Below are 3,093 nucleotides of genomic sequence, written 5' to 3'. Positions count from 1 at the left end.
GTCAGTGGGCCGTCCGGCACCTTGATCGAGAAGAATTCCAGTTCGTCGTCCCAGGCAGGGCTGGCGATCGAATAGGCGCGGAACACCGGCTTTTCGGCGTTGGGCAGGCCGATCATGACGAACTCGCCGGAGCGGAAGCGCAGCGACTGCGGCCGGGTGATGCGGAACGAAAACAGCCGGTCGGTATAGTGCTTCACCGAGACGACGGTTTCGGCATAGACATTGGCCGGTATGGGAAACTGCAGCGGCCGGGCGTCGGCGGTGTTGAGCGCGGATGTGGTGTTCATCAAACCTAACCTTCTGGCCCAACCCGAAGTGCTGACGCCAAACCTTCTCCTGCGCGCCCGAACCGATCAGGTTCCGGCGTGCCGTTTGCACACTGCGAAGCGGTAAGCTCTTGTGTCCGGAATTTATTAGTATACAAATGATATTTGCGTCAAGACGCCAGCGTGAAACACCTTTCCAAACTGAGACATATCAGTAGTCCGGGCATTTCGGGTTTCGACAATGAAAGAGAATTTTTCGGCGCAGACGCTGGAGTCCCTGGGCAGTGTCGTTGCCGGCATCGACGTCGGCGGAACTTTTACCGACCTGCTTCTGATCGACGGCCGTGACGGTGGCCGGGTGCATATCGCCAAGACCCCGACCACTATCGACAACCAAGCCTTCGGCGTCGTTTCAGCGCTCGGCGCCACCGGCTTCCCGGTCGACGGCATCGACCTCATTGTCCACGGCACGACGACCACCACCAACGCAGTTCTGGAACGCCGGCTGGCCAAGACGGGCATGATCACCACGCGCGGCTTTCGCGACGTCATCGAGCTTGGCCGGCGGACACGGCCGCAGGCCTATGGCATGACGGGCACCTTCGTCCCGATCATTCCGCGCAACCTGCGGCTTGAAGTGTCGGAGCGCGTCGAAGCCTCGGGCGCGGTGCGCATTGCGCTCGACGAAGCCGAGATGCGCGACGCGGTGAAAAGCCTGATCGAGGCCGGCTGCGAATCCCTCGTCATCCATTTCCTGCATTCCTACGCCAATCCGGCGCATGAGCGGCGCGCCGCCGAGATCGCCGCCGAGCTTTGGCCGAATAGCTACATCACGACAGGCCATGCACTGCTGTCGGAGGCGCGCGAATTCGAGCGCGGCGTCACCGCCTCGGTCAACGCCTCGGTGCAGCCGATCCTGGAGCGCTATGTCGAGCGGCTGCGCAAGGAATTGGGATCAAAAGGCTATGCCCGCGACTTCCTGATCATGAACGGCAATGGCGGCATGATCTCGGCCCGCTTTGTCACACGTGAATCAGCCAAGACCGTCATGTCCGGCCCGGCCTCCGGCGTCATCGCCGCGGCCTACACGGGAAAACGCGCCGGCTTCGAAAACCTGGTCACCTACGACATGGGCGGCACTTCGACCGACGTGGCGCTGATCCGCAATGCCGAGCCCGCGGTGTCGAACGAGATCGAGATCGAATATGCGATGCCGATCCATGTGCCGATGGTGGCGGTGCACACCGTCGGCGCCGGTGGCGGCTCGATCGCTCGCGTCGATGCGGCAGGCCTGATCCAGATCGGCCCGGAAAGTGCCGGCGCCAATCCCGGCCCGATCTGCTACGGGCGCGGTGGCAACGAGCCGACCATCACCGATGCCAATCTGGTGCTCGGCCGGCTGGCGCCAAAGAAGCTGCTTGCGGTCGAAAACCCGGTCACATCAGAGCATGTTACCGGCATATTCGAGGACCGGATCGGCCGACCTACCGGCCTGTCCGGCGTCGAGGCGGCGGGAGCGGTGCTGCGACTGGGCAACATGAAAATGGCCGGCGCCATCCGCATGGTCTCGGTGTCGCGCGGCCACGACCCGCGTGATTTCGCGCTGTTCGCCTTCGGCGGCGCCGGACCGCTGCATGCGACGGCACTGGCGCGCGAGCTCGGCCTGCCCAAAGTGCTGGTGCCGGCGCGGCCGGGCATCACCAATGCGCTCGGCTGCGTCGTCGCCGACCTCAGGCACGACTTCGTCAATACGGTCAACCAGCCGGTGGCAGGGCTCGATGAAACCCAAATTCACGCCGTATTGGAACGGCACCGAAACGAAGGCGAGGAGTTGATCAGCAAGGAGGCGGTGAAGCCGGAGACGATCCGGGTCACGCATTCCGCCGACATGCAGTTCGTCGGCCAGACCCACATCATCAACGTGCCGCTGCCGTCGTCCGCCGTGACACGCGCGGTATTGCAGCAACTGTTCGAGAAGGCCTATTTCGCCCGCTTCAAGGTCGAGCTGCCGGAAATCCGCGCCAATCTGGTCAACCTCAACACCTCGGTGACCGGCGTGCGGCCGGCGATCGATCTGTCCCGACTGATCGACCCGGCTGGCCGCGCCAAGACGCTCGATGAGGCACGGCGCGAGATCCGGCCGGTATGGTACGGCGGGCGCTGGCACGACACGCCGGTCTACAGCAGGGAAAAGCTGCCACTCGACACGGTCATCGTAGGACCGGCGATCCTCGAACAGATGGACGCGACCACTGTGCTCGAGCCCGGCGATCGAGCGCGATCGGATGCCGACGGCAACATCATCATCGACATCGGTGAGGCCTGAGATGGAAAAGCTCGACGCTATTACGCTCTCGGTCATCCAGGCGGCGCTGCAGCAGGTCTGCGACGAGATGGACCTGACGTTTTCGCGCGCCGCCTTTTCGCCTGTTATCGCCGAGGCCAACGATCGCTCCGACGGCATCTATTCGGCTGTTGACGGATCGCTGATCGCGCAAGGCAGCCAGGGCCTGCCGGTGTTCGTAGGCGTGATGCAGTATTCGACCAAAACCGTGATCGGGATGATCGCCGACGGACGCTGCCTGCCGCCCGAGCCGGGCGATATCTACATCGTCAACGACCCCTATCTCGGCGGCACCCACCTGATGGATGTGCGCTTCGCCATGCCGGTCTACAGGGATGGCAAGATTTTCTGCTGGCTGTCGAACACCGGGCACTGGCCTGACATTGGCGGTTCGGTGCCGGGCGGCTTTTCGGCCTCGGCAACGGCGGTCGAGCAGGAAGGCTTGCGGCTGCCGCCGGTCAAACTGTTCAAGAAGGGCGTGCT

Annotated in this window: 3 protein-coding genes; 2 read left to right on the top strand and 1 reads right to left on the bottom strand. The window is 63.5% G+C overall.

What is annotated here, in order from left to right; genetic code table 11:
- A partial coding sequence (locus tag E5W87_RS34775) for an FAD-binding oxidoreductase (RefSeq protein ID WP_292408308.1) occupies positions 1 to 287 on the bottom strand: 287 nt, incomplete at its 3' end.
- 220 nt (positions 288 to 507) lie between these two features.
- On the opposite strand from E5W87_RS34775, the gene E5W87_RS34770 reads away from it, so the two are divergent.
- Together E5W87_RS34770 and E5W87_RS34765 are read left to right on the top strand one after the other, a co-directional pair.
- Entirely contained in the window at positions 508 to 2,592 is a 2,085-nt protein-coding gene (locus E5W87_RS34770) for a hydantoinase/oxoprolinase family protein (RefSeq protein WP_292408305.1), read from the top strand.
- A gap of 1 nt (position 2,593) precedes the next feature.
- Positions 2,594 to 3,093: hydantoinase B/oxoprolinase family protein (locus E5W87_RS34765; protein WP_292408301.1), on the top strand; the 500-nt coding region annotated here is incomplete at its 3' end.

Origin of the sequence: Mesorhizobium sp. (assembly GCF_004962925.1) — a bacterium.
In the GTDB taxonomy this organism is placed as follows: Bacteria; Pseudomonadota; Alphaproteobacteria; order Rhizobiales; family Rhizobiaceae; genus Mesorhizobium.
This window is presented reverse-complemented; position numbering and strand designations above follow the sequence as displayed.

Bases quoted from the DNA above. Each gene is read 5' to 3' on its own strand.
- E5W87_RS34770 (WP_292408305.1), top strand. From the start codon at position 508: ATGAAAGAGAATTTTTCGGCGCAGACGCTGGAGTCCCTGGGCAGTGTC.